At 67.5% G+C, this 25,310-nt stretch carries 23 protein-coding genes and 1 tRNA gene; 12 read left to right on the top strand and 12 right to left on the bottom strand.

Features of this window, described 5'->3' with window-relative positions; translation table 11 throughout:
- Positions 1-150 precede the first annotated feature (150 nt).
- Entirely contained in the window at positions 151-1,236 is a 1,086-nt protein-coding gene (locus AC07O0_RS05330) for a Kelch repeat-containing protein (RefSeq protein WP_494620728.1), read from the top strand.
- A gap of 31 nt (positions 1,237-1,267) precedes the next feature.
- On the opposite strand, the gene AC07O0_RS05325 is transcribed toward AC07O0_RS05330, so the two are convergent.
- Both AC07O0_RS05325 and AC07O0_RS05320 read right to left on the bottom strand, forming a co-directional pair.
- Positions 1,268-5,734 carry an autotransporter domain-containing protein gene (locus AC07O0_RS05325; RefSeq protein ID WP_494620726.1) on the bottom strand — a complete coding sequence of 1,489 codons (4,467 nt, stop codon included), beginning with the start codon at positions 5,732-5,734 and terminating at the stop codon, positions 1,268-1,270.
- A gap of 244 nt (positions 5,735-5,978) precedes the next feature.
- Positions 5,979-6,938 (bottom strand): nucleoside recognition domain-containing protein, encoded by a 960-nt coding sequence (locus tag AC07O0_RS05320; RefSeq protein ID WP_494620724.1) that lies wholly within the window; start codon positions 6,936-6,938, stop codon positions 5,979-5,981.
- 114 nt (positions 6,939-7,052) lie between these two features.
- Between AC07O0_RS05320 and AC07O0_RS05315 the strand changes: the two genes are divergently transcribed.
- A complete protein-coding gene (locus tag AC07O0_RS05315; protein ID WP_494620722.1) occupies positions 7,053-7,505 on the top strand; it encodes an Lrp/AsnC family transcriptional regulator in 453 nt (150 codons plus the stop codon).
- 27 nt (positions 7,506-7,532) lie between these two features.
- On the opposite strand, the gene AC07O0_RS05310 is transcribed toward AC07O0_RS05315, so the two are convergent.
- Positions 7,533-8,843 (bottom strand): aspartate aminotransferase family protein, encoded by a 1,311-nt coding sequence (locus AC07O0_RS05310; RefSeq protein ID WP_494620720.1) that lies wholly within the window; start codon positions 8,841-8,843, stop codon positions 7,533-7,535.
- A gap of 111 nt (positions 8,844-8,954) precedes the next feature.
- Here AC07O0_RS05310 and AC07O0_RS05305 point away from each other — a divergent pair, with 111 nt between their 5' ends.
- Complete coding sequence (locus AC07O0_RS05305) at positions 8,955-9,803, top strand: LysR family transcriptional regulator (RefSeq protein WP_494620718.1); 849 nt, start codon at positions 8,955-8,957, stop codon at positions 9,801-9,803.
- Between the two features lie 8 nt (positions 9,804-9,811).
- Here AC07O0_RS05305 and AC07O0_RS05300 read toward each other — a convergent pair whose 3' ends face one another.
- Entirely contained in the window at positions 9,812-10,237 is a 426-nt protein-coding gene (locus tag AC07O0_RS05300) for a GNAT family N-acetyltransferase (RefSeq protein WP_494620716.1), read from the bottom strand.
- A 221-nt stretch (positions 10,238-10,458) separates the two neighbouring features.
- Here AC07O0_RS05300 and AC07O0_RS05295 point away from each other — a divergent pair, with 221 nt between their 5' ends.
- Positions 10,459-11,424 (top strand): Bug family tripartite tricarboxylate transporter substrate binding protein, encoded by a 966-nt coding sequence (locus AC07O0_RS05295; RefSeq protein ID WP_494620714.1) that lies wholly within the window; start codon positions 10,459-10,461, stop codon positions 11,422-11,424.
- Between the two features lie 33 nt (positions 11,425-11,457).
- Here the strand turns inward: AC07O0_RS05295 and AC07O0_RS05290 are convergent, their stop codons facing one another.
- The 3 genes from AC07O0_RS05290 to lipB form a co-directional block, all read right to left on the bottom strand.
- Positions 11,458-13,056, bottom strand: a complete 1,599-nt coding sequence (locus AC07O0_RS05290; protein ID WP_494622348.1) for a carboxyl transferase domain-containing protein — start codon at positions 13,054-13,056, stop codon at positions 11,458-11,460.
- Between the two features lie 114 nt (positions 13,057-13,170).
- Complete coding sequence (locus AC07O0_RS05285) at positions 13,171-13,371, bottom strand: hypothetical protein (protein WP_494620712.1); 201 nt, start codon at positions 13,369-13,371, stop codon at positions 13,171-13,173.
- Positions 13,372-13,435: 64 nt separating this feature from the next.
- Positions 13,436-14,140, bottom strand: coding sequence for a lipoyl(octanoyl) transferase LipB (lipB, locus tag AC07O0_RS05280; protein WP_494620710.1), 705 nt, complete (start codon positions 14,138-14,140; stop codon positions 13,436-13,438).
- A 136-nt stretch (positions 14,141-14,276) separates the two neighbouring features.
- On the opposite strand from lipB, the gene AC07O0_RS05275 reads away from it, so the two are divergent.
- From AC07O0_RS05275 to AC07O0_RS05260, 4 genes are all read left to right on the top strand, one after another.
- A complete protein-coding gene (locus tag AC07O0_RS05275; RefSeq protein ID WP_454027996.1) occupies positions 14,277-14,546 on the top strand; it encodes a FliM/FliN family flagellar motor switch protein in 270 nt (89 codons plus the stop codon).
- Positions 14,547-14,669: 123 nt separating this feature from the next.
- Positions 14,670-14,754, top strand: a tRNA-Leu gene (locus AC07O0_RS05270).
- Positions 14,755-14,933: 179 nt separating this feature from the next.
- Positions 14,934-16,340: a magnesium transporter gene (mgtE, locus tag AC07O0_RS05265; RefSeq protein ID WP_494620707.1), complete on the top strand. Its 1,407-nt coding sequence runs from the start codon at positions 14,934-14,936 to the stop codon at positions 16,338-16,340.
- Positions 16,341-16,455: 115 nt separating this feature from the next.
- Positions 16,456-17,385: a glycoside hydrolase family 25 protein gene (locus AC07O0_RS05260; protein ID WP_494620705.1), complete on the top strand. Its 930-nt coding sequence runs from the start codon at positions 16,456-16,458 to the stop codon at positions 17,383-17,385.
- Positions 17,386-17,454: 69 nt separating this feature from the next.
- Here the strand turns inward: AC07O0_RS05260 and AC07O0_RS05255 are convergent, their stop codons facing one another.
- Together AC07O0_RS05255 and AC07O0_RS05250 are read right to left on the bottom strand one after the other, a co-directional pair.
- Complete coding sequence (locus AC07O0_RS05255; RefSeq protein ID WP_494620703.1) at positions 17,455-18,024, bottom strand: hypothetical protein; 570 nt, start codon at positions 18,022-18,024, stop codon at positions 17,455-17,457.
- On the bottom strand, positions 18,024-18,743 hold the full coding sequence (locus tag AC07O0_RS05250) for a CDP-alcohol phosphatidyltransferase family protein (protein WP_494620701.1): 720 nt from the start codon (positions 18,741-18,743) through the stop codon (positions 18,024-18,026). The genes AC07O0_RS05255 and AC07O0_RS05250 overlap by 1 nt, the downstream gene beginning before the upstream one ends.
- Positions 18,744-18,848: 105 nt before the next feature.
- Between AC07O0_RS05250 and AC07O0_RS05245 the strand changes: the two genes are divergently transcribed.
- The 3 genes from AC07O0_RS05245 to AC07O0_RS05235 all read left to right on the top strand — a co-directional run bounded on the left by AC07O0_RS05245 (position 18,849) and on the right by AC07O0_RS05235 (position 22,848).
- Positions 18,849-19,841, top strand: a complete 993-nt coding sequence (locus tag AC07O0_RS05245) for a glycoside hydrolase family 25 protein (protein ID WP_494620699.1) — start codon at positions 18,849-18,851, stop codon at positions 19,839-19,841.
- Between the two features lie 190 nt (positions 19,842-20,031).
- A complete protein-coding gene (locus AC07O0_RS05240) occupies positions 20,032-21,663 on the top strand; it encodes an inorganic phosphate transporter (RefSeq protein WP_494620697.1) in 1,632 nt (543 codons plus the stop codon).
- 159 nt (positions 21,664-21,822) lie between these two features.
- Complete coding sequence (locus AC07O0_RS05235; RefSeq protein ID WP_494620695.1) at positions 21,823-22,848, top strand: CorA family divalent cation transporter; 1,026 nt, start codon at positions 21,823-21,825, stop codon at positions 22,846-22,848.
- Positions 22,849-22,862: 14 nt separating this feature from the next.
- Here the strand turns inward: AC07O0_RS05235 and AC07O0_RS05230 are convergent, their stop codons facing one another.
- Entirely contained in the window at positions 22,863-23,453 is a 591-nt protein-coding gene (locus AC07O0_RS05230) for a DUF1989 domain-containing protein (protein WP_494620693.1), read from the bottom strand.
- A gap of 158 nt (positions 23,454-23,611) precedes the next feature.
- Positions 23,612-24,265 carry an alpha/beta fold hydrolase gene (locus AC07O0_RS05225; protein ID WP_494620691.1) on the bottom strand — a complete coding sequence of 218 codons (654 nt, stop codon included), beginning with the start codon at positions 24,263-24,265 and terminating at the stop codon, positions 23,612-23,614.
- A 167-nt stretch (positions 24,266-24,432) separates the two neighbouring features.
- Here AC07O0_RS05225 and AC07O0_RS05220 point away from each other — a divergent pair, with 167 nt between their 5' ends.
- Entirely contained in the window at positions 24,433-24,963 is a 531-nt protein-coding gene (locus AC07O0_RS05220) for a dihydrofolate reductase family protein (RefSeq protein WP_494620689.1), read from the top strand.
- Positions 24,964-24,989: 26 nt separating this feature from the next.
- Here the strand turns inward: AC07O0_RS05220 and AC07O0_RS05215 are convergent.
- A partial coding sequence (locus AC07O0_RS05215; protein WP_494620687.1) for an autotransporter outer membrane beta-barrel domain-containing protein occupies positions 24,990-25,310 on the bottom strand: 321 nt, incomplete at its 5' end.

The raw sequence follows: 25,310 nt of genomic DNA, 5'->3' as shown, positions 1-25,310 counted from the left end.
TTTAAACCGTTTCAGGTGCCGCACCTTAGCAGCGCATGCAGTATACGGAACCGCTTTTCCCGCAAGTCCGTCCCGCAGCTTCCCTTGCCTGACGCCATCATTTTCCTAACGCAACGTCTGCCCTACAGTTCTAGCGAGGGAGGACGTGTCATGACCAGCCTGAACCGCCGCAGCTTGATCGCCGCCGGAGCAGCGAGCCTTGCAGCTCCGGCGCTCGCCCAGCAGCCCGGCCACGAACAGCATGGCGGCCATTACGAGCGGCTGAACCAGCCCGGCCGCATCGGCAAGCCCGAGCTCGCCGCCTCGCAGAACGTCTTCGATTCACCGGCGCCCAAGGCCGCCAATCCCGGCCGCTGGGGCGCGAAGGCCCTGCTGCCGTTGCCGCGCTCGGAAATGGCCTGGGCGGCGGCGCATGACGACCGCATGCACATCGTCGGCGGCTATGGCGAGCAGCGCACCGACCGGCCCTATCACCATGTCTATGAGCCCAAGGCCGACACATGGAGCGACGGCGCTCCGCTGCCGCAAGGCGCCAACCATGTCGGCGTCGCCTTTCTCGACGGCAAGCTCTACGCCATTGGCGGCTTCCTGGAACAGAACCGCAAGCCGCATCCGCGCTGCTTCGTCTACGATCCGAAGGCCGATAAATGGGCCGAGATCGCCCCCCTGCCCCGCCCGATCGGCTCGGCCGCGATCGTCGGCCTGAACGGCGTGCTGCATTCGATCGGTGGCGCGATCGGCGACACCACCGAGAGCAAGACCTCGGTCAACTGGCATCGCGTCTACGATCCCAAGGCCGATGCCTGGAGCGAGCGCACGCCGCTGCCGACGGCGCGCGACCACACCGGAACGCTGGCCATCGGCAACCTGATCCACGTCATCGGCGGCCGCGTCGACTCGTTCCACACCAACTCGAACCTGCACCACGCCTATGACCCGGCGAGCGACAAATGGGCGCCGCGCAACCCGCTGCCGACCGCCCGCTCCGGCCATGGCGCCGTGCTCTATCGCGGCAAGGTCTTCATCATGGGCGGCGAAGGCACCAACCGCGTCTTCGGCCAGATGGAGGCTTACGACCCCGCCAGCGACGGCTGGGAGCAGTTCGCCCCGATGCTGACGCCGCGCCACGGCCTCGGCGCCGCTCTGGTCGGCGACGCCATCCATGTGGCCGGCGGCGGCCCAGTCATGGGCGGCGGCGTGCAGAGCGCGGTGCATGAGGCGTTCAGCCTGGGGTGAGCCGATCGCGAGGCCGGACCTCGCGTCCCCCTCAGAACCGCATGTCGATCCTGCCCTTGAGGGCGTGGTCTCTGGCGCGCTCGCCGATCGCGGCGGAGTAGGTCAGGCCGAGCGCGGTGGCCTGCGAGATGCGCCAGTCGAGGCCGGCCTCGGCGGTGAGGGCGTTGCGGTCGATCGGGGCGGCGAAGACCACCGCCGGGCTGGTGCCGAGGGCGAAGGCGGTGCGGGCCTGCGGGGTGAGCTCGCCAAAACCATGGCGCCAGCCGAGCATGGCCCGGGCGAACAGCGGCATCGTCCCGATTTGCGCCTCGGCCCTGAGGCCGAGCGTGGTGAAGCCGAGCGTCTGCTCGGAGGAGAGGACCCGCAGTGCCGCGGCGCCGCCCTGTTCGGTGCCGGCGTCGGTCGAGACCCGGATCAAGGCCAGCTGGGCGAAGGGTTCGAGCGCAAAGCCAGTGAAGGCAAAGCCATAGCCGAGCTCGGCGAAACCCTGCAGCACCTGCCCCGGTCGCTGCAGGCGCAAGAAGTCGCCGAAGCCGCGGATCGCGACCTGGCGGCGGATGTCGCTCTCCGACCAGGAATAGGCGGCACCAGCGTCGAAGCGCAGGCTGCCGAAGCGGGCGCCGGCATAGAGCGCGGCATGGCCGCTTTCGAGCTTGCCGGAGGACAGGCGCGCATCGAGATCGAAGCGCGACTGGCTGTAGCCACCGGCGACGCCGACTTTCAGCGACGAGCCCGGCGCATCGTAGAGCATCAGGTCCGCCCCGAGCAGGGCGCCGCCGCTGCGGCGGCTCATGCTGGCGGCATTGCCGTCGGCATCCGTGTTGCCGGTGCTGCCGAACGCCTCGCCCCAGAAGGCATAGCGCGGCTGCGGGATCGGCGCGGGCATCGTGATCGCGCCCTTCCTGCCCGGAAGACCGGCGCTGAAGGCGCCTGCGACCTGACCGGGAGCCGGCGTGAGCAGCGGACCGCGCAGATGGCCGAGAATGGTGTCGCGCACCAGCCGGCTCTCGTCGATCATGACGCTGACCGCCTGGGCATGCGCCTCGCCCGAGAGCAGGTCGAAGCCGGCGCGGGCCTCGGCCGCCGTGGCCGAGATCAGCGCGTCATAGACCGGATTGCCGACGCCCAGCGCCTCGGCGGCATTGGCGATGAAGCCCTGATTGCGGGTCTGGGCGATGTAGTTGCCACTCGTGCCACCGCCGCCATCCGGCCCGAAGCCGGTGTCGTTGCGCGTCATGGTCAGCGTGACGTTGGTCGCGTCATAGCCGAGCGAGGGCGTCAGGAAGGCGAGGTTCGAGGTCACCGTGCTGAACCGACCCGTCACCCCGCCCGAGGCGGTGAGGATGGTGTAGTTCGTCGCGGCCGCATAGTTGCCGTTCTCGGCCAGCACCTGGACCGTGCCACCCGACAGCGTCGCCGAGCCCGAGGCGACGATCTTGTCGCCCTGGCCGGCCGCGTTGACCTCGACCTGATAGGTCGAGGCCGCGGCGAACGAGACATTGCCGGTGACGGTGAGCGTCCCGATCGAGTTGCCCGGCGCGACCGTGCCGCCGCCATTGGCGACGATGCCGCCGACCGTGCCCGAGCCGCCGAGCGTGCCGCCATCGATCGTGACGATCGAGTTGGCCACCGAACCGTTGACGACAAGCTTGCCGCTCTGGACACGGCTGCCGCCGGAATAGCTGCTCGTCCCGGTCAAGGTCAGCGTCCCCGTGCCGGCCTTGGTCAGCCCGCCATTGCCGGTGATCGTGCCCGAGAAGGTCGTCGACGTATTGTCCGAGCCGGCGGTCAGCGTGCCCGCCCCGAGCGTGACCGCGCCGGCGCCGGCGAGCGAGCCGATGCTCTGGCTGAAGCCGGCGAGGTCGAGCCGCGCGCCGGCCGCAACCGTGAAGGCCGAGTTGCCTGAGAACGCGCCGGCCCGCGCTGCCCGGAGCACACCGCCCGAGACCGTGGTCGCGCCGGAATAGCTGTGCGTGCCGGTCAGGACGAGCGTGCCGGCGCCGGCCTTGCTGAACCACCCGCTGCCCGAGAAGGACTGCGTCACGGTGAAGGTATTGCCGGCATCGGCGATGTCGAAGCCGCCGCCATTGGCGCCGAAGACGATATTGCGCGCCGTCTGGTTGAAGGCCGTCCCGGTGACCCGCAGCACGCCGCCATTCAGGGTCAGGGCGCCGGCGACATCGCCGAGATTGGCCTCCGACGAGACGCTGAGCGTTCCGCCCGCGATCGTGGTCCCGCCGGTATAGGTATTGCTGCCCGTGAGCGTCAGGACGCCGCTGCCGCGCTGCGTCAGCGAGCCCGAGCCGGAAATATCGTAGGCCAGCGTCGCCGTATCGGTGAAATCGGCGACGATCGCACCCTCGTTCAGGATGGCGCCGGCGCTGATGGTGAGCAGGCCGGCGCGGCCGCCATTGCCGATGTTGAGCGTGCCGAGCGCATCGATCTCGAGGTCGCCCGAGGTGAGCCTGAGTTCTCCGCCCTCGGCGACCGTCGCTGAGATCGGGTCGGTCGAGAAGCCGCCGCCGATCGAGAGCCCGCCGCCGCCGACGCTCCAGAGCGAGCCGGCGCCCGTCACCAGCGCGCTCGCGCTGCCGCCGAAGCCCATCAGCGCGGCGCCGCCGCTGCTGGTCAGCGCGCCGCCACCCGAGACGACCAGCGCGGTCGTGCCACCGAAGCCCTGCACCAGCACGATGCCGGTGGTCAAAGTCGAGCCCGTCCCATCGACACGCACGGTGCCGCTGACCTGCAGGACCCCGGCTCCGTTCGACAGCGTGGCGCCCTGCTCGACCGCGAGCGTGCCGCCATTGACGATGATGTCGCCGCCGATGGTGGAACTGCCGCCGCTCAGAACGAGCTGGCCGGTGCCGCAGGAGCAGACCGAGAGGTCGCCGCCGAGAGTGACGCTGCCGGTCAGGATCTGCGTGCCCGAGCCGGTGAATTCGAGCGAGCCGTTGCCGGTGATCGTGCCGGAGAAGGTCGTGGTCCGATTGGTCGAGCCGGTCACCAGCGTCGCGCCATTGCCGATCTCGACGGCGCCGGCGCCCGTCAGCGAGCCGACCGTGGCGAAGATGCCGGGAACGTCGCTGACCTCGAGCACTGCGCCGGTGCCGATCGTATAGTCCGAGTTCGCCGAGAAGGCGGTCGAGGAGCTGGCGACCAGCCGCCCTTGCAAGATCAGGGTCGCGCCGGAATAGTTGCTGGTGCCCTGGATCGCGAGCGTGCCGGCCCCGGTCTTGAACAGGCCGCCCGTGCCGGTGATTGTGCCGGTGCTGGAGATCAGCAGCGAGCGCCCGCCAGCGACATCGATCGCGCCGCCATCGGTGCCCAGCGTCACCGTCCGGTTCGTGGTGAAGGAGCTGCTGACGAGCAGCGTGCCGCCGTTGAGCGTCACCCCGCCCGCAGCGTCGCCGAGATTGGCGTCGGCCGAGACCGAGAGCGTGCCGACGGTGATCGTGGTCCCGCCGCTATAGGTGTTGGTGCCGGAGAGCACGAGCGTGCCGACACCGGTCTTGACGACGGCGCCGGCGCCGCTGATCACATTGTCGACGTTGACGTAGGTCGGCTGGTCGAAGGTCAGCGTGCCGGTCTCGACGACGATGTCGCCGGTCAGGCCCGAGGTCGCGTTGCCGAAGGTCAGCGAATTGGCGCCGCCGGTGAAGCGGATCGCGGCAGCCCGGGTCGTGCCGTCGCCGGAGAGGCCGCCCGCGATCGTGCCGTTGTTGGTGATGGCGAGGTTAGAGCCGACGATGCCGGCGCCGCCGGCGCCGTGGTTGCCGTTGCCGGCGCTGCCGATCCCAGCGGCGCCGCCATTGCCGCCCTGGACCTGCCCTGTGCCGTCGATCGTCAGCGTCGTCGCCAGGCCGCCGTCATTGAAGAAGAGGCCGATGCCGCCGGAGCCGCCGGAGCCGCCATAGTCGATGCCGCTGCCGCCCCCCGCGCCGCCATTTCCACCGGTGATCGTGCCGGAGACGGTCCCCGTCGTGCCCGCACCGGTGACCACCGCGCCATAGCCGCCGGCGCCGCCGCCACCGCCGCCGCTGCCGCCGCTATAGCTGCCGGCGCCGCCGGCGCTGCCCGTGCTGCTGCCAGCGGGCAGGCCGCTGTCGACCGAGCCGTGGACGCCGCCGGCACCGCCCTCGCCGGAGCCGGCACTTCCGAAAGATCTGAAGCCCCCGGCCCCTCCGGTGACGGCGCCGGCGCCACCACCGCCGCCGCCACTGAAGCTGCCTGTACCGTCGCCGCCGGCGCCGCCGGCGCCCGTCGGATTATCGCTGCCGCCTGCGCCGCCAATACCGAAGTTGCCGATACTATTGCCACCGCTGCCGCCATTGGCAGCCGCTGGCGAGAACGGGACGGCAGAGAGCAAGGCCAGGAGCGAGACGGCGGCGAGCCGCATCGAGAAGAACCCGATATAGAGGCGCCAGGCGGACACGCTGTCGCCACGGCCAACCGGCACGGGATTCCCCGCCATGCAGGCCGCACTCGCCCGCCGGCGCATGGCAGTCTCCGCCGCCAGCCCCCTCAGGCCCGCCCGCATAGTCAGTCTGATTGGCACCCGCCCCGCCCCGGTTCGCGCCCGGAACCTTACGTCACTGCGCGACCAACGCAATGAACCGCTGTTCACAACCCGCCAAATTGTATCTGTGTGGCGAATCTACTGCACAGTGCTCCGTGCCTGCGATGGCGGCAGCCGGAATCCTGCCTGATATCGCCCGCGGCGCCTCGCCCTCATGGCATCTCTTTCAGGGCCGGCTCACGGAGTCGCCCGGCACGGCGGACGGCGTTGCAAACCGCTCCAGGACAAAGGCAACCGCTGCCGTCGCCACGATCGCGAACGCCAGCCGCCCGAGCAGGACTGTGGTCAGATCCGCCCCCAGGGCGACCACGACCAGCGTGTCCTCGATCAGGCTATGGGCGAAGCCCATGAAGACGCTAGCGAGGAAGATCTGACGCGGCTCGATCGGCTGCCGGCGCACCTCCGCCAGCATCAGCCCGCTGCCGTAGGAGATGCCGAGCAGCAGGCCGACCGTGGTGAAGGGCAGCGCCTCCTGGCGCAGGCCGACCAGCCGGAACAGCGGGGCGAGCGCCTTGTAGAGTGCGTCGAGCACGCCCACGATCCGGAGCAGCTCCATCACCCAGGTCAGAGCGAGCAGGATCGCGAGCATCACGACCAGCGTCTTGGCCAGCCCGAAAAAGAAGCTGATCCAGCCGCCCTCGCCCGCCGCGGGCGTCCAGACCGGGGCCATCGGCTGCGACAGCCAGCCGGTGGCGGCGAAAAGCTGGTGCAGGAGGATCGCGAAGACCATCGCCCCGGCGATGCGCAGGATCGTGGTTGCCCAGAAACTCGGCCCGGCCCGGGCGACGATGCGCTGCTCGACCGGTATGGCATGCGCCATCAGCAGCAGGCTGCAGAACACCGTCATGTCGGCGCTGCTGAGCGCCATCGTCGGCACCAGCGTGAACAGCACGATCACGCCGCCCCACATCCCGACCAGCAATCCGGTCAGCCAGGCCAGCGCCAGCTCCGGCGGCAGGCCGAAGAGCTGCATCGCCGGCGCCAGCCAGGGCGAGATCGCCTTGATGACGCCGAATTCGGTCAGGGCCTGCGTCGCCACGGCAATCGGCACCATGATCACCACCAGCTCACGGTAGACGGTCAGCGTCTCCAGCGTCTTCCGGTAAAACTGGGTTTGAAGCGGCATCGGCGGCAGTCCTCGATTGACGCCCGGACGCTAGCGTCGATGCATGCGCGGCGGTGGTCAAAATCGTCGACTTCGTGCAATTTTATTGCACGGCGATTGGAGGGGATGATCGCGATGGATCGCATCGACAGAAAGCTGCTCAACCTGCTCCAGGCCGACGCCTCGCGCACCAATGCGCAACTGGCCGACGAGGTCGGCCTCGCGCCGTCGAGCTGCCTGCGGCGGATAAGACGGCTGGAGGCGGCCGGGCTGATCCTGCGCACCGTCGCGATCCTCGATCCCGTCAAGGCGGGCAAGAATCTGAAGGTGATCATCGCCGTCGAGCTCGCCCGGCATGACGAGCCGAGCCGGCGGCGCTTCCTCGAGCTGGCGGCGCGCCAGCCGGCGGTCGTCCAGGCCTATGGCGTCACCGGCCAGACCGATGTGATGCTGATGCTGCGCGTCGCCGACATGGATGAGGTGACGGCGCTGTGCGAGCTGCTGTTCGGCGAAGACAGCAATGTGACGCGCTACTACACCATGGTCGTGAACAAGACCGCCAAGGAGACGACGGCGATCCCGCTGTGAGCATCGCCGTCGCCTCCGATCGCGACCCTACTGCAGGCGGCTCGCTGCCTCGATGGCGTCCGACATGATCGCGAGGCCCTGGTCGACCTCGGCCTCGGACACGGTCAGCGGCGGGGCGATCCGGAAGACGCCGCCCATGCCGGGCAGCTTGACGATGTTCATGCTGAGGCCGCGGCGCATCGCCTCGTCCATGATCTGCGCCCCAAGTTCGAAGCCCGCCGCCTTGGTCTTGCGGTCAGTGACGATCTCAAGCCCCAGCAACAGCCCGCGCCCGCGAACATCGCCGACGCATTCGTAGCGCTGCTGCAACGAGAGCAACCCCTGCTTCAGCCGCTCGCCACGCTCGCGCGCCTGGGCGACCAGGCCATCGCGCTCGACGACGTCAAGCACGGTGACACCGACTGCCGCCGTCAGCGGATCGGAGACATGGGTGGTGTAGAACAGGAAGCCGCGCTCATGCGCCTGCTGCTCGATCGCCTCCGTCGTCATCACCGCTGCGAGCGGCAGGCCGGAGCCGAGGGTCTTTGAGAGCGTCAGGATGTCCGGGGTCACGCCGTCGCGCTGGAAGGCGAACATATGGCCGGTGCGGCCGACGCCGGTCTGCGCCTCGTCGAGGATCAGCAGCATGCCGCGCTCCTCGCATTTGCGCTTCAGCGCGGCGAGGTAGCCTGGCGGCAATTCGAGGATGCCGCCGCTCGACAGGATCGGCTCGGCGATGAAGGCGGCGAGGCCACCCGTCGACTGCCGGTCGATCAGCTCGAAGGCATCGTCGAGCTCGGCCTGCCAGTCATTGCTGCCGTCGGCATGCTTGAAGCGCGGGCGATAGGAGTTCGGTGCGGGGATCACGAAGGAGCCGGCTGCGGCCGGCCCGTAGCCGCGACGCCCGGCGCTGTAGGTTGCGGACGCCGCCGCCCCCGTCATGCCGTGCCAGCTCTGGGCGAAGGCGACGACCTCGTGGCCGCCGGTGACCAGCTTGGCCATGCGGATCGCAGCCTCGTTCGACTCCGCCCCCGTCGTCAGCAGCTGCACGCGCGGCAGCCCGGGCGCGAGCGCCGCCAGCCGCTCCGCCAGCGTCACCACCGGGCGCGAGAGCATGCCGCTGAACAGATGCGCCACCGCCCGCATCTGCCGGTCGACGGTCGCGACGATGTCGGGATGGGTGTGGCCGAGCACGGCGCTCATCTGGCCAGAGGTGAAGTCGAGGATGCCGCGGCCATCCGCGTCGTAGACGAAGGAGCCTTCGGCCCGCTCGACGATGATCTGCTCGAAGCTCGGCCCATAGCGCGTCAGATGCGTGTTGGCGCTGGCCCAGAAGGCGGCATCGGCATTGAGCGACATCGGAATTCCTTTCGGGGGCATGCAAGCAATCGCCGTTCCAGAGCGCTATAGCCCCTTGCCACAGCAGGCAAATTGATACTTCTTCAATCGGATATAGATAAGATTGATGGCATGACCACGCTCGACCTCGCTCTGCTCAGAAACTTCGCCGTCGTGGCACGGACGGGCTCGATCAGCCTCGCTGCGGTCCAGGTCGGGCGCACGCAATCGGCGTTGAGCATGCAGATGCAGCGTCTCGAGGACATGATCGGCCAGCCGCTCCTGCACCGCAGCGGTTCGGGCGTAAGGCCGACCGCGGCGGGCCAAAAGCTTCTGACCCATGCGGAGACGCTCCTTGCCAGCCATGACGAGCTTCTCGCCGAGATGCGTGGCGCGGGCTTACGCGGCGCATTGAGCCTGGGCTGCCCGGAAGACTACTCGATCGCCTTCCTGCCCGACCTGCTGCGCGGCTTCTGTGCGCTGCACCCCGATGTCGAATTGCGCATGGTCTGCGCCCCGACCTCGGAGTTGCGGCCGTTGTTGCATCGCCGCCAGATCGAAATGGCGCTGGTTTCGCTGCCCGATGCCACAAGCCGGGAGGTGATCCGCGAGGAGCGCTTCGTCTGGGTCGCCAACGAGCCCGAGCCGCCGATCCTTGATCACCCCAGCCTGCCGCTGGCCCTCTCCGCCCCGTTGACCCTCGATTATCGCGCGGCCTGCGAGGCGATGGAGGCGGTCGGCCGGCGCTATCGCATCGCCTTCGCCAGCAACAGCCTCGCCGGTCTGATCGCCATCGCCCGCTCGGGCCATGCGATCAGCGTGCTGACCCGCACGGCCGTTCCGCCAGATCTTCATGTCGTCGAAACCGGCCTGCCGCCGCTTCCCGCGATCGGCATCGCCGTCGAGTTCGCCGACCAGCGCCCTTCCGCCGCCGCCGCGGCGCTGGGCGCTCACATTCGGGCCGAGTTGCCGCGCCTCTGACCGCCAGCCTAGGTCTGTTCGCCCAGCAGCTTCTTCATCGACGGGGCGGCGTGGAAGGCGTAGCGCTCGCGCTCGTAGAACGGGATCGCCTCGCGGCGGGCGTCGAGGAAGACTGCAGTAAGGCCGCGCGCCCGTGCATCCTCCTCGGCGAAGGCGAGCAATGCCTTGCCGATGCCGCCGCTGCGGACCCGTTCGTCGACCACGAGATCGTCAACATGCAGATGCGGCCCGCGCGCCAGCGTGTGGACCGGGCGCATGCCGAGCACGCCGACCAGCGCCCCGTCGCGAAAGGCGCCGACCAGCTCGTAGCCGGAGAAGGATTGCCGCTGCACGCGCCGCAGGAATTCCGCCTCATCGAGAGTGCCCCGCAATTGCGTGACGATCGCGAAGGCCTGTGCCCACTCGGCTGGAACCAGACGCCTGACCGCGACCATAGCTGCTCTCCCCGCGCCGTCGGCAGCACAAACCGCTGCTCTTGCTGGCGAAATTCCTATCGCTGGCAGAGCACGACCGCCATTGCGACAAGGCCATCGCTGCCATGCAGGGAAATGCGGCGATATCCTGCATACAAAATTCCGCATACACTCTTGTCGGGACGGCGGGGGCGCTCTACTCCTTGCATGCAAGAAGCAATGACAAGTGAGGGAGGAGTACGATGAAGGGTTTCCGCAAGCTCGCTTTGGCCTTGGGCGCGCTCGCCATCGGCGCGGCGCCGGCCATCGCCTTCCCGGACCGGCCGGTGCAATTGATCGTGCCCTGGGCGGCCGGCGGCGGCATGGACTCGGTGATGCGCATCTTCGCCAACGGGCTGGAGGCGGAGCTGAAGCAGCCGGTTAACGTCGTCAATCGCACCGGCGGCGGTGGCATCACCGGCCATAGCGCGATCGCGAATGCGGCGCCGGACGGCTACACCATCGGCGGCGCCAGCCCGGAGATCTCCTTCTTCAAGTCGCTCGGCCTCGGCGATCTCACGCCGGAGTCGATGGACCTGTTCTCGCGGGTCTCGCTGATCCCGGCCGGCATCACCGTCAAGGCCGACAGCCCATGGAAAACCGCAGCCGACTATCTGAAAGCCGTGAAGGACAGCCCGAAAGGCTCGATCATGGCGTCAGGCACCGGCGTCGGCGGCTCCTGGCACATCGCCTCGGGCGGCATCCTGAAGGCCGCGGGCATCGCCCCCGACGCCGTGCGCTGGGTGCCGAGCAATGGCGGCGCCCCAGCCTTGCAGGATCTCGTCGCCGGCGGCCTCCAGGTCTTCACCGGCTCGCCGATCGAGGCCAAGGCGATGCTGGAAGCGGGCCGCGTGCGCACCATCCTGCTGATGACCGAGGAGCGCCATCCGAACTTCCCGGACGTGCCGAGCGCCAAGGAGGCCGGGCTCGACTGGACCTATCAGAACTGGTTCGCCCTCGCCGCGCCCAAAGGCATTCCGGCCGACCGGCGCAAGATCCTGTTCGACGCCGCCCAGCGCACCATGGCGCGCGAGGACGTCCGCAAGGGCATGGCCGAGCGCGGCATCACCCCGGTCTGGGACAAGCCGGAGGAGTTCGCCGCCTATGTGAAAGCCTTCACCGAGCGCGGCAACGGCGTGCTGAAGGAACTCGGGCTGACCAAGAACTGATGGAGAAGCGCGCGGCGGACACCCGCCGCGCCCTTACATCCTGAACACGCCGAAGCGCGTCTCCGGCACCTCGGCGTTGAGGCAAGCGGAGAAGGCGAGCGCCAGCACGCGGCGCGTCTCGGAGGGCAGGATGATGCCGTCGTCCCAGAGCCGGGCAGTGGCGTAATAGGGCGAGCCCTCGGATTCGATCTTGTCGCGGATCGGCGCCTTGAAGGCCTCGGCATCCTGCGCCGTCCAGGGCTTGCCCTCCGCTTCGAGATTGTCGCCGCGCACGGTCGCGAGCACGCTCGCGGCCTGCTCGGCCCCCATCACCGAGACCTTCGAATTCGGCCAGGCGAACAGGAAGCGTGGGCTGTAGGCACGCCCGCACATGCCGTAATTGCCGGCGCCGAACGAGCCGCCGACCAGCACGGTGATCTTCGGCACTCGCGCCGAGGCGACCGCCGTCACCAGCTTGGCACCGTCCTTGGCGATGCCGCGCGTCTCGGCCTCGCGCCCGACCATGAAGCCGGTGATGTTCTGCAGGAAGAGCAGCGGGATGCGGCGCTGGCAGCAGAGCTCGATGAAATGTGCGCCCTTGAGCGCGCTCTCCGAGAACAGGATGCCGTTATTGCCGATGATGCCGACCGGGATGCCGTGGATGCGGGCAAAGCCGGTGACCAGGGTCGAGCCATAGAGCGGCTTGAATTCGTCGAGCTGCGAGCCGTCGACCAGCCGGGCGATGACCTCGCGGATGTCGTACTGCTTCTTGAGGTCGGTCGGCACGACGGCGTCGAGCTCGTCGGCGCCGTAGAGTGGCTCGACCACCTCGGCGATGTCGATGTCCGGCCGCTTGACGCTGTTGAAATTGCTGGCGATGCGCCGCGCGATCGCGAGCGCATGGGTGTCGTCGCCAGCGTAATGGTCAGCAACGCCCGAGAGCCGGGCATGGACATCGGCGCCGCCGAGATCCTCGGCCGAGACCACCTCGCCGGTGGCAGCCTTCACCAAAGGCGGGCCACCGAGGAAGATCGTGCCCTGGTTCCTGACGATCACGGTCTCGTCCGACATCGCCGGCACATAGGCGCCGCCGGCGGTGCAGGAGCCCATCACCACCGCGACCTGTGGGATGCCGAGGCCGGACAAGGTCGCCTGGTTGTAGAAGATCCGGCCGAAATGCTCGCGATCGGGGAAGACCTCGGTCTGGTGCGGCAGGTTGGCGCCGCCCGAATCGACCAGGTAGATGCAGGGCAGCTTGTTCTCGCGCGCGATCTCCTGGGCGCGCAGATGCTTCTTCACCGTCATCGGGTAATAGGTGCCGCCCTTGATGGTTGCGTCGTTGCAGACGACCATCACCTCGCGTCCGGCCACTCGGCCGATTCCGGCGATCATGCCGGCGCCGTGCACGTCCTTGTCGTACATGTCGAAGGCGGCGAGCGAGCCGACCTCGAGGAAGGCCGAGCCGGGATCGAGCAGGCGCAGCACGCGCTCACGCGGCAGGAGCTTGCCGCGCGCCGTGTGGCGCTCGCGCGAGCGGGCATTGCCGCCGAGCGCGGCGGTGGCGCGGCGCTCCAGCAGCTGATCGCGCAGCGTGCTCCAGGCCGCGACATTGGTGCGCGCCTCGGCCGAGTTGAGATCGACCTTGCTCTCGATGACCGCCACGGCGCGCTCCCTCACGACACTTGTCTGCTCGGGTTATGGCGCGCCGGGCGCAAAAGGCAAACAGGCGACGGCGCGCAGATGCGCCGTGCGTGAATTTGGCGAGCGCTACTCGCGCATGCGCTTGACCGAGCCGGTCACGGTCGGAGCCGCGAAGGCGCCGACCGCACCACCCGCGACGGCGCCGATCGGCCCACCGATGATCGCGCCGGTGCCCGCGCCGGCAGCAGCGCCAGCGATGCGCTCCTCGGTGGTCGAGCAGGCTGAAAGCAGAGCTGCCAGGCAGCCCGCGAAGATGAGCCTCGTCATCATCGTCCCCATGGTTGATGTCACGGGGCAAGCATCCGGGCGGATGGTCAACGCAAGGTAAACGTCAGGAAACGGCGACCGTCGGGCCGAAAATCTGCTCGAACTGCGCCTTCAGCGCGCTGTCGATCTCGGGCATCGTCACTGGCAGGCCGAGATCGACCAGCGAGGTCACGCCCTGGTCGGAGACGCCGCAGGGCACGATTCCGTCGAAATGCGCCAGCTCCGGCTCGACATTGAGCGAGATGCCATGAAACGAGACCCAGCGCCGGACGCGGATGCCGAGCGCAGCGATCTTGTCTTCGGCATTCGCTCCCTTCTCCGGCCGGCGCACCCAGACGCCGACGCGCTCCTCGCGCCGCTCGCCGCGGATGTTGAAGGCTCCGAGCGTGCCGATCAGCCAGGCTTCCAGCGCCGAGACGAAGCGGCGCAGATCCGGCTCGCGCCGCTTCAGGTCGAGCATGACATAGGCGACGCGTTGGCCGGGACCGTGATAGGTGAACTGCCCGCCCCGCCCAGTGCGATGCACCGGAAAGCGCTCCGGCGTCAGCAGATCCTCATCTTTGGCCGAGGTGCCGGCGGTATAGAGCGCTGGGTGCTCGACCAGCCAGACGCGCTCGCGCGCCTTGCCGTCGGCGATCAGCGCGGCGCGGGCCTCCATCTCGGCGACGGCGGCCTCGTAGCCGACCGGTTCGTCGGCGATCACCCATTCGACCGGCTCCGAACCCGCCTCCGGCAGGAACGAGACCGAAAGCGCCTCGCGCGTCTTCACCTTGCCTTAACCCTGTCCGTTCAACTCTTGGAAACCGGTGCCGCGCCCGTTTCGCTTCGCCGCTGCTCATGCGCCGGTTTGCGCGCCGCTGGCAAGTTCGTGGAATTGTTTTCAGGTAAGTCTGCGGAGGCAGGTTTTGAAGGCCGATCTCGACAACGTCGCGGTAGAGCTCACGGTGGTGCTCGGCTCGGCGCAGATGCCGATCTACAAGCTGCTGCGCATGGGCCGCGGCGCGATCATCGAGCTCAATGCGACCGAGAACGACGAGGTCCAGATTCTCGCCAACAACCACCCCTTCGCCAAGGGCCATGTCGTCGTCGCCGGCACCCGAATCTCGGTCGAGATCACCGAGATGCTGATGCGGCCGACCGTCTACTCGCTCGAAACCGTCGCCGACGCCGCCTGAGCGGCCCCTTCCCACAGCCCTGACGATTTTCCTGATCGCGGCTCTTGTAGCCGGGAACCTGATTTGCTAGACCCGCGCCGCTCCAAGAGTTCACCGCCACAGCGCGGCGCCCTTGGAGCCGCTGCGGTCATGGCGGAATTGGTAGACGCACTACCTTGAGGTGGTAGCGGGGAGACCCGTGGAGGTTCGAGTCCTCTTGACCGCACCAGTTTAGGACGAAGGTCCGTGAAACGGCGATCCGCGAGGATCGCCGTTTTTCGTTGCGATTGCATCGAATTGGCTTGTGGCGCGTTGCCATGAAGCCGGGGCGCTGACACAAGAGCGCAGCGTCTCCGGTCGCGAATCCCCTGCCCCCGAAGCCCCTGCCCTCGAATCGCGGAGCGACCCATGGTGGAAGCCGAGCCCGCTGCCGGCGAGACGCTGGAGCGCAAGGTCCGCGACGAGGACGGCGCGATCGACGCCGGCTTTGTCGAGCAGGTCTCGCAGGCCGTCCTGCTCTCCGACGTCACCACGCTGCGCGAACTCGTCGCGGAACTCCACGAAGCCGATCTCGGCGACCTGATCGAGGCGCTCGATGCCGAGGAGCGGCCGAAGCTGATCTCGCTGCTCGGCGGCGATTTCGACTTCACCGCGCTGACCGAGGTCGACGACGCCGTCCGCGAGGAGATTCTCGAGGAGCTCTCGCCGGAGACGGTCGCCGAGGGCGTGCGCGATCTCGACACCGACGACGCGGTCTACATCCTCGAGGACCTCGACGAGGCCGACAAGCGCGAGATCCTCGACAAGCTGACGCCGGCCGAGCGGACTGTGCTGCAGCAGGGCCTCGACTATCCCGAGGGCTCGGCCGGGCGGCGCATGCAGCCCGAGGTGATCGCGGTCCCTCCGTTCTGGACGGTCGGCCACACCATCGACTTCCTGCGCGACACCGAGGACCTGCCCGAGCGCTTCTTCGAGATCTTCGTCGCCGACCCGAGCCATCATTTCGTCGGCACGGTCAGGCTCGACCGGCTGCTGCGCACCAAGCGCCCGGTCAGTGTCGTCGATCTCGTTGAGGACGACCGCCGCGTCGTGCAGGCAACCGATGACGTCGAGGACGTGGCGCGCATGTTCCAGCGCTACAACCTCGTCGCCGCGCCGGTCGTCGATTCCGCCGGCAGGCTGGTCGGCGTCATGACGATCGACGACATCGTCGACGTGATCGAGGAAGCCGGCGATGACGACGTCAAGCAGCTCGCCGGCGTCGATGCCGAAGAAGAGATTTCGGATTCGGTGCGCCAGGTCGCACTCGGCCGCTTCCGCTGGCGCTTCATCAGCCTGATCGCCGCCTTCCTCAGCGCCTCCGTCATGGCGATGTTCGAGGAGCAGCTCGGCAAGCTCGTCGCGCTCGCCGTGCTGGCGCCGATCGTCGCCAGCCAGGGCGGCAATGCCGCAACGCAGACGATGACGGTCGCGGTGCGCGCGCTCGGCACCGGCGAACTCGGCGGCTGGAACATGGGCCGCTTCTTCCGGCGCGAGATGATCGTCGGCGTGCTCAACGGCGTCGCCTTCGCGCTGATCACCGCGCTCGTCGCCGGCTTCTGGTTCGCCAATCCGATGCTCGGCGCGGTAATCGGCCTCGCCATGGTCGCGACCCTGATCATCGCTGCGCTTGCCGGCGTCGCTGTGCCGCTGACGCTCGAGAAGGCCGGCATCGACCCGGCGATCTCGTCCGGCACCTTCGTAACCACCATCACCGACGTGGTCGGCTTCTTCTCCTTCCTCGGCATCGCGACATTGCTGCTACGCCTCGCCTAGACGCAGCTCGAACGAAAACGCTCTCAATCTCAAAGCGACAGCCACGAAAAAACCGGTAACGTAAACCGGGCGTCAAGCTTTCTCCGCAATTGTCCGGGAAATGACCGCCCGCCGCATGAAAACCCTTTCCCTGGCCCCTTTCGCGCTGCTCGCCGCCCTGACGGCCTTGGGCGGCTGCGTCGCTTTGGACAACTACCCGTCCAAGGGCGATGCCCGCCCGCATCCGGGCGTCGAGGCTGCCAGGCGCTATCCGATCCAGGGCATCGACATCTCGCGCTGGCAGGGCGAGATCGACTGGGCCTCGGTCAAGGCCGCCGGCACCCGCTTCGTCTACATCAAGGCGACCGAGGGCGGCGACCATATCGATCCGGCCTTCCTGAAGAACTGGGAAGGCGCCCGGCGCGCCGGCATCCCGCGCGGCGCCTATCATTTCGTCTACTGGTGCCGCCCAGCGCATGAGCAGGCGGTCTGGTTCAAGCAGCACATCCCGAACGATCCCGAGGCGCTGCCGCCGGTGCTCGACCTCGAATGGAACGGCCACTCCAAGACCTGCCCGAAGAAGGTCGAGCGCTCGCTGGCGCTGGAGAAGATCCGGCTGATGCTGACCGAACTCGAGCAGCTCACCGGCAAGAAGCCGGTGATCTACACCGACATCACCTTCCACAAGGACATTCTGGAAGGCGAGTTCAACGACTATCCCTACTGGATCCGCTCGACCGCGGCCAAGCCCGAGGTCCGCTACAACAACCGTCCCTGGGCCTTCTGGCAGTTCACCACCACCGGCCGCATCCCCGGCATCAAGGGCGATGTTGACCGCAACGCCTTCTATGGCAATGAGGGCGAGTTCACCGGCTGGCGCGAGGGCCGCTTCGACATCGGCACGAGGACCTGGACCCGCGAGCGCAAGGTGCCGCCACAGCCGGCTCCCGGGCCGGAGCATACGCCGGTAGCGACCATGCCGGGCGCCAGCAGGACGGTGGCCGCAGCTGCCTTCCAGCCGGCACCGCTCGGTGAGGTCGTCGAGGACGAGCCGGCAGCGGACTAACTCCGTTTCGGGGCCGCATAGAAACCCCGCAAGCACGACCACATCCCGGCGGCCTTACAGGCAGCTGTGCTAGCTCGCCCGGCTCGCCTGAGGATGTGACGAAGCGATCAGATCGCAGTGAATCTGGAGGCTTTCCGTCTCATTCCGATGGATATGAAAGCCGCATTCCCTCAGCGCGTTCTTCACGATGGCTACGAAGGGCTGATATTGTCTGACGGCATTTTCTTGCCAGGCCCTCGGAGTGAAAACGCCGAGGCGGAGGAATCTCAGCCTTCTGCCGTTGATTCTGATCGAAACATCGACATGCGTTCCATCGACGTCGTGACCGTTCGCGCCAAAGATCTCGGGAATCTCGGCCCGGCGCTTGGAATACATGGCGCGAAAAAGACCTACTCCCAGTCCACGGAATAGCTTTCTGAGATGACCGAGCTTTGCGTGGGGCGCCTCATACCCTCGCGTGAGGATCAGCCGGACCTGCGCTGGAAGCTTGGCTTGAACGTCCAGCAACTGCCTGAAAGCGCGCTCATCGACATTCACCTCTGATGACGGCCAGCGCGGGCTGATCTCTATGCCCCGCTCCTCTCCTCGAGGCAGCGTCAGCATGGTGTGTCCGACAGGGGCTTCGGCAATCTGTTTCATCAGGACCGCTTCATCGACGCCCGCGACAGACCGAGCCCGGCAAAGTAGACCGCCGCCACCGTCAGCACCACCTTGGTCGCAACGCCCGGCACCATCCCTTGCCAGAGCGTCGCCGCTGCGGCGAACGCCCACAGCACCAGCATCGCCATCGTCAGCCCGCGCCAGCGCCGCACGCGCACCGGGTGCACGAACACGACCGGCAGGAACATCAGCACGGTGGCGACAAGGATGATCGCCAGCGCCAGCCAGGAAGGCGGCGCGAAGGCGACGATGTAGAACACGACGATGTTCCAGACCGCCGGGAAGCCGCGGAACCACCAGTCATCGGTCTTCATGGCGGTGTCGGCGAAATAGAGCGCGCTCGCCAGCGTCAGGACGAGACCTGCGATCACGCCATAGGGCTCGCCCATCACCTCCGGACGCAGCAGCATCGCCGCCGGCACGAAGACATAGGTGACGAAGTCGACGACGAGGTCGAGCTGCGCGCCATCATATCGCGTCGCCCGCTCCGTCACGGCGAAGTGCCGCGCCAGCGGCCCGTCGATCGCATCGACCACCAGGGCGACGCCCAGCCAGGCGAAGGCCTCCGTCAGGTCACCGGCGAACACCGCCCGCAAGGCGAGGAATCCGAGCGCGGCCCCGAGCGCCGTCAGCACATGGACGCCATAGGCCAGGACCCGGCTGCCCTGGCTCCTGTCTTCGCCCTCCTGACCGTCCATCGCCAGCCTCCCGCCGGTTAACCAAGTCTGAAGCCGGTCGCTCGAATGCTAACCACCTCTTAACCCGGCGGCCGCCTATCCTTTTCTCGCGAACAGGAGACAAGCATGGCGCGGCGCGCTGAGACCAGTCCAGAAGCGCGGCCGGCCCACAAGCTTCGCTTACGCCTTGCCGTGCTGTCGGTGCTTGGCGCGCTTTGCGCCGAGCCGGCGCTCGCGCTCTATCCCAAGAAGGGCGACACCGATCCCCATGCCGGCGTGCGCGACGCGCGCCGCCGCGTCATCCAGGGCATCGACGTCTCGCGCTGGCAGGACGATATCGACTGGCAGAAGGTCAAGGACGCCGGCACCCGCTTCGCCTTCATCAAGGCGACCGAGGGCGGCGACCATCTCGACCCGATGTTCCGCAAGAACTGGGCCGAGGCGAAGAGGGCCGGCGTGCCGCGCGGCGCCTACCATTTCGTCTATTGGTGCCGGCCGGCCAAGGACCAGGTCCGCTGGTTCAAGCGCAATGTCCCGCGTGACCCGGACGCCCTGCCGCCAGTGCTCGACGTCGAATGGAATGGCGAATCCAGCAAGTGCGGCAAGAAGATCCCGCGCGAAAAGGCGCTCGCCAAGATCCGCGAGATGCTGAAGGGCCTGCAGGAGCACACCGGCAAGAAGCCGATCATCTATACCGACATCACCTTCCACGAGGATGTGCTGGAAGGCGAGTTCAACGACCATCCCTACTGGCTGCGCTCGACGGCCGCTCCGCTGCACCACCGCTATGAGCGCAAGCAATGGGAGTTCTGGCAGTTCACCACCACCGGCCGCGTGCCCGGCATCGGCGGCGACGTCGACCGCAACGCCTTCTTCGGCAGCGAGCACGAGTTCGCCGCCTGGCGCGACGGCCGGTTCGACATCGGCGCACGCAAATGGCGAGGCGACGAGCCCAAGGTTGCGACCACGCCCAAGCCGCCCGCCAGCCCTGCCGGCCTGCGCACACCGAAAGCGGCTGGCGGAACGCCGTTGAAATTCCTGCCGCCTGGCAAGATTCCGCGCGCAGCTTCCCGCGACGCCACGACGACAGGTTCGCTGGCAAAACGCGATGACGACTGACAAGGCCAGCTTGCGACGCAAGGGCATAGACTTGTGGCAAGCCAAGTCATTAGACAAAAGTCGTACAACTAAGCTTATCTAAGAGAAACGAAGACATACAGAGACCAAAAGAATACGCTCGGCGTCATCAGACTGTCGGCAACACCGCTCAGCTTCCTCCGCATCTCAACCGAGTTGTGGGGACGCCGCGATGAGCACCATCACGCTGGATCAGGACAAGAGCCTCGAGCCCGGGGCCGGAAAACCGAAGCTCGACGCGCCGAGCGGGGTGATCGCTGGCCTGATCTTTGTCGCGATCATGACCGCCGGCCTCGCCTACACCGTCTGGTCGCTCTACCAGGACATCAGCGGCGCGGGGATGCCGGCAACGACCTGGCTGCCCTTCATCCTGCTCGGCGTCGCGCTGCTGATCGCCCTCGGCTTCGAATTCGTCAACGGCTTCCACGACACCGCCAACGCGGTCGCGACCGTGATCTACACCCATGCCATGCCGGCGCAGGTCGCGGTGGTCTGGTCGGGCTTCTTCAACTTCCTCGGCGTGCTGCTCGCCTCGGGCGCCGTCGCCTTCGGCATCATCTCGCTGCTGCCGGTCGAGCTCATCCTGAACGTCGGCTCGAGCGCCGGCTTCGCCATGGTCTTCGCCCTGCTGATCGCCGCGATCATCTGGAATCTCGGCACCTGGGCGCTCGGCCTGCCGGCTTCGTCCTCGCATACGCTGATCGGCTCGATCATCGGCGTCGGCCTCGCCAACCAGCTGTTCTTCACCGACAGCAAGACCGCCGGCGTCGACTGGTCGAAGGCGATCGAGATCGGCTGGTCGCTGCTGCTCTCACCGCTGTTCGGCTTCTGCGCCGCCGCTTTGCTGTTCCTGACGCTCAAGGTCCTGGTGAAGAACCCGGAGCTCTATGCCGAGCCGAAGGGCAACCAGCCGCCGCCGACCTGGATCCGCGGCCTGCTGATCGCCACCTGCACCGGCGTCTCCTTTGCCCATGGCTCGAATGACGGCCAGAAGGGCATGGGCCTGATCATGCTGATCCTGATCGGCTGCGCCCCGACCGCCTATGCGCTCAACCGCGCCATTCCGACCAGCGAGATCGCCATTGTCCGGACCCAGGCGGTCGCGGCCGGCGAGGTCTTCGAGAAGAAGGGCTTCGGCTACAACATCATCGGCAACCCGCGCAGCAACGTCACCAACTACATCAACGCGAGGAAGCTCGACGACGCCACCTTCCCGGCGCTGGCACTGCTGAACAAGGACATCGTCAAGGAGATCGAGGCACTCGAAGGCGGCATCGCCAAGATGCCGGCCGAGGCGGTGAGCAACATCCGCAACGACATGTACCTCGCCTCGGAAGCGCTCAACCGCATCTTCAAGAACGAGGCCAAGGAAGAGAAGGTCTTCGACGACGCCGACCGCAAGGTGCTGAAGAAGTACAAGGAATCGCTCGACAACACGACCAAGTTCATCCCCTTCTGGGTCAAGGTCGCGGTCGCCATCGCGCTCGGCCTCGGCACCATGGTCGGCTGGAAGCGCATCGTCGTCACCGTCGGCGAGAAGATCGGCAAGCAGCATCTGACCTATGCTCAGGGCGCCTCGGCCGAGCTGGTAGCAGCCGCCACCATCGGGGCCGCCGACGTACTCGGCCTGCCGGTCTCGACCACCCACGTCCTGTCCTCCGGCGTCGCCGGCACCATGGCGGCGAACAGGTCGGGCCTGCAGATGTCGACCGTGCGCAACATGCTGATGGCCTGGGTGCTGACCCTGCCCTGCGCCATCGCGCTCTCGGGCACCCTGTTCATCCTCTTCCGCCAGATCTTCTGAGCACGACGCCTGCTCGGCGGCGCGGCCTTTCGCGCCGCCGATGCGGTATGAGATCGACAGCCGCAGAAGCGGTTGCGCAATATCGCGCGAGGCGATAATCCGCCCGGCATCATCGGCGGCGCGAGCTCGGTCCAGCCGGGCAGAAGCGAGGCTTCTGGCATGACCTTGCGCACCGACGCCCGCACATCCCAAAGGCCTGACCTCCATTCGCAGACCGGCATCGTCTGGGCCTATCGCTTCGCAGCGGATGGCACGCCTACGCTCATGCCGCGCGACGAAGTACCGACGCTGGCGCCGGAGCAGGGCTTCGTCTGGCTGCATCTCGACCTCGTCCACACCAGGGCGCAGGCCTGGATCGACGAGCGCAAGGAATTGCCGCCGGCGGCGCGCGAGCTCCTGCTCTCGCGCGAGACGCATCAGCGGCTCGACCATTCCGCCAGCCTGGTCTGGGGCATCGCCCATGACCTCACCCGCGACATCGTCGACCGCACCGACAACGTCGGCACCCTCGCCTGGGCGGTCGGCGAGCGTTTCCTGCTGACCGGCCGGCGCGAGGCGCTGCAATCGGTCCGCAAGGCCGTCGAGGCCCTCAATGCCGGCGAGCCGATCGGCTCCCCGGCCGAGTTGTTCGAGCACCTCATCGAATATCTGATCGACGACGTCACCGACGCGGTGGTGCGGCTCTCCGACGAGACCGACAGCATCGAGGATCAGATCCTGCTCGACAGGCTGGAGGACGGCCCGCAGCGCGTCGGCGCCGTCCGCCGCACCGCCGTGCAATTGCACCGTCAGCTCGCCGGCCTGCACCTGCTGTTCCGGCGCTTCGCCGAAACGCCCTCGGGGCGCTCGGCACCGGAAGCAGTGCGGGCCAGCGCGCTGCGGCTGCTGTTGCGGGTCGACACGCTGCGCCAGGACATCCAGTCGGTGCAGGACCGGGCCCGCCTGCTCCAGGACGAGATCGCCGTGCGCTCGGCCAACCAGACCAACCGACAGCTTTACACGCTCTCGATCCTGACGGCGCTGTTCCTGCCGGCGACCTTCATCACCGGACTGTTCGGCATCAATGTGAAGGGCCTGCCCTGGGTCGAGTCGGAGGTCGGCGCGGCGCTGGTCGCCCTCGCCTGCCTCGCCGCCTCGATGCTGACCCTGTTCCTGCTGCGCCGGCGCGGCGTGATCGGGCGCTAGCGACGAAGGGGGAACTAGGCGGCCGCGACAATCTCAAAGGCTAGTGGTCGTGGCGGCTGCCCGCCATTGCAGAGCGATGCGGGACAGGAGGATATCGCCACTGCCAGGTCCATCTCCGCTCTGAACGTGATGGCCGCGCCGGCGCGCGAGGGCGGCGGCCTGAAGCTCAACCTGCCATCAGCGGCAATGTCGGCGCACATGAAGATGTTGAACGCCGTAGGCGGCGGGCCGGGATCGAGCCCCAGGCTGCGCAGGGCATTGCCCAGATTGTCGGCGCAGTTTGGATGCTCATCCAGACCATACTGGAGCTGATACATCTCAGCCGTGCAGGCGGCGTAGAGAAAATCATGCCGGCCGACATCGTCGGCAACGATCGTGAGCATCCTTCGGCTGCGGTCGGACCACAAGACATCGCCGGTCGAAAGCAGAACCTTGCCTTGATAGTCGAAGGTTCGGCCGTTCGAGAGACGTTCGGTCCCGTCGGCGGAGAGTGCGAAAACGTCTCCCGACTGGCCTCCCTGAGGGTCGATCACGCGCAATATCTCGCCTTGACGCAAGCGCACGCCGACAGCGCTGGCCGCGGGTATGATCTGGCGCTCGGGCATGGCTACTCCAACTCTCGCGGAACCAGGTTGGGATCCGACCGCCATGTTAGCGATCGGCGCAGAACCATCTACCGCTTCGCGCCCGCTGATCTGGCGGGCAACCGTACCATGGCGGGCCCCGTCTCTCGCTGATGCAGATTGATTGCAGTCGTCGAGCGTCAAACCTGCGCCAGCAGGACCTCGACCAGCGCCTCCGGATTAAGCCGCGCGACGTTGTGTCCGCAATCGAAGGCAAAGGTCGACCACTCAGGATCGCGGCTCAAGCGTTCATGGAGGTCGCGGAACGGGCTTCCCTCCCATCCGAACGCGCCGATGAAGGTCTTGCGCGGCACCTCGCGCCAGCGTCCGCTGAGAGTGATCGCTTGCAGAAACGTCCCGATCGGATGCGGCCGGCAGCGCGGGTCGAGATGGGCAGGCGGCGCGCAGGTCAGCCCGCCGGCCTTCGCTCCCTCGATGAAGACATCCCGGAAGCGCGGCGTCGTCAGCGACCAGAGAGAGTCGCCGTCATCAGGCACATAGGCGTCGACATAGACCAGGGCCCGGATCTGCGACGGCACGGCATCGGCCGCACCGCTCACGACCATTCCGCCATAGGACTGCCCGACAAGGACCACCTCGTCGCGCTGCGCCCTCGCGACAGCGACAACCTCGCTGATATGGGTTTCGAGATTGGCCGTCGGGGCAGGCTCGTCAGCGAGCCCGGACAGCGTGATCGGCAATGCGGTGTGCCCTTGCGCAGCGAGCAGATCGGCCACCTTCTGGTAGACCCAGCCGCCCTGCCAACCGCCGGGTATCAGGATAAAGCTGGCCATCGCGATCATCCCTGGCTTCGACGTCCGCGGACTTTCAGCACCTTTTGGCCAACATCAAGACCACGACGCTGGTCCGCGAAGGAGGCTCACCTCCACGCGGCTCCTGACCGATCCTGACCCGCCGCGGTTCAGGCTATGCTGAGAACTCTGGGATGGAGATTGCTGGCGTGGCGAAACTCGTCTTCGGAATGAACCTGTCCCTCGACGGCTATGTCGATCACGAGGCTTTTGCGCCTGATGCCACGCTCTTCCATCACTGGATCGAGCACGTGCACGGCCTGACGGGCAGTGTCTACGGTCGCCGCATGTACGAGATCATGCGCTATTGGGACGAAGACCATCCCGAGTGGACGCCTGATCGGCGCGATTTCGCGGCGGCCTGGCGGAGCCTGCAAAAATGGGTCGTGTCGCGCTCGCTGAAGTCCGTCGGCCCCAACGCCACGCTTGTCGCGGATGAGCTGGAGACGACGATCCGCCGGCTGAAAGACGAGCTGACCGGCGAGATTTCGGTTTCCGGACCAGAGCTGGCGCAAAGCCTGACCGAGCTTGGCCTTGTCGACGAGTATCGCCTCTACCTCCACCCTGTCGTGCTCGGCCGCGGCACGCCGTTCTTCGCCGGTCCCCGGCCACCGCTCCGTTTCGTCGCCAGCGACCGGATCGGCGCGGACGTGATCAGGCTGACATACGTTCCAGCCTGATCGCACAACCTTGGCCTGCTCCGTTTTCAGAACCGCATCTCGACCCTGCCCTTGAGGGCGTGATCGCGTGAGCGCTCGCCGATGGCGGCGGAGTAGGTCAAGCCGAGCGCGGTGGCCTGCGAGATGCGCCAGTCGAGCCCGGCCTCGGCGGTGAGGGCGTTGCGGTCGATCGGGGCGGCGAACACCACGGCCGGGCTGGTGCCGAGAGCGAAGGCCGTGCGGGCCTGCGGGGTCAGCTCGCCGAAACCATGGCGCCAACCGAGCATGGCGCGGGCGAACAGCGGCATCGTCCCGATTTGCGCCTCGGCGCGCAGGCCGAGCGTGGTGAAGCCGAGCGTCTGGTCGGA

This window comes from Allobosea sp. GW821-FHT10B12, assembly GCF_059415545.1.
Note: the sequence above shows the minus strand (reverse complement) of the source record. Positions and strands in the feature narration are given on the sequence as shown.